The 835-nt window shown below is 64.8% G+C and carries 1 protein-coding gene and 1 pseudogene; both read right to left on the bottom strand.

Features of this window, described 5'->3' with window-relative positions:
* Nucleotides 1-212: 212 nt before the first annotated feature.
* Complete coding sequence (gene tnpB / locus BN2503_RS19090) at nt 213-560, bottom strand: IS66 family insertion sequence element accessory protein TnpB (protein ID WP_054257764.1); 348 nt, start codon at nt 558-560, stop codon at nt 213-215.
* Nucleotides 557-835, bottom strand: a pseudogene (locus tag BN2503_RS21195) (IS66-like element accessory protein TnpA); the annotation flags it as partial. The pseudogene BN2503_RS21195 and the gene tnpB, both read right to left, overlap by 4 nt.

The following is an 835-nucleotide window of genomic DNA, read 5'->3' on the forward strand; positions in this document are numbered from 1 at the left end:
CTGGATGTACAGAATTCGGAACGAACCCGGCGCAGCAGTTGCAACTTGAGCTTGTCGACCATCAGCTTGAGCAGTGCCACCTCGCTATCGCGCGCCTCGATGATGCGCAACAATTCTTCGCGGCTCGGCTGTGATGGGGTGGGCGTCGACACGGCCTGGAGTGTGCCTCACCCCCAGCCCGGCTCCATCGGGAATGACCCGCAACGCCAGCTTTACGCGGCCAGCTCCGGACGATGCGTGCGCGCTGGCATGCGCCAATCGATGCCTTCAAGCAGCATCGACAGCTGTGCCGGTGTCAGCGATACGCCACCGCCCGAGGCTTGGGGCCAGACGAAGCGCCCGCGTTCGAGTCGCTTGCTCAGCAGCAGCAGGCCCTGGCCATCGAACCACAGCACTTTGATAATGTCGCCGCGCCGGCCGCGGAAGACGAAGACGTGGCCACTGAACGGGTTCTCGCTCAGCGCGGTCTGCACCATCGCGGCCAGACCATCGAAGCCCTTGCGCATGTCAGTGTGTCCGGCCACGATCCACACCCGCGTGTTCGCTGGCAAGCCGATCATGCGCGCAGCGCGGCCAGCACCGTCGTCAGTTGTGCGGCATCGACCTGACCACTCAGGCGGATGACGGCGCCGCACAGTTCGATCTCCACCGCCCCCGTGGAGGGTTGGGCAAGGGTGGACGCAATCACATCGGCACAGGGCTGCTGTGCGAGAACAGTCACGGGTAACAGCGTCGGGGTGCCCGATTGCCAATGACCCAGCTTCATCCAGTGACGCAGCAGATTGGCATTGACGCCGTTGCGCAGCGCCAGACCCGCGACCGATGCGCCCGGTCT

It is taken from the genome of Paenacidovorax caeni, assembly GCF_001298675.1.
Lineage (GTDB): Bacteria > Pseudomonadota > Gammaproteobacteria > Burkholderiales > Burkholderiaceae_C > Paenacidovorax > Paenacidovorax caeni.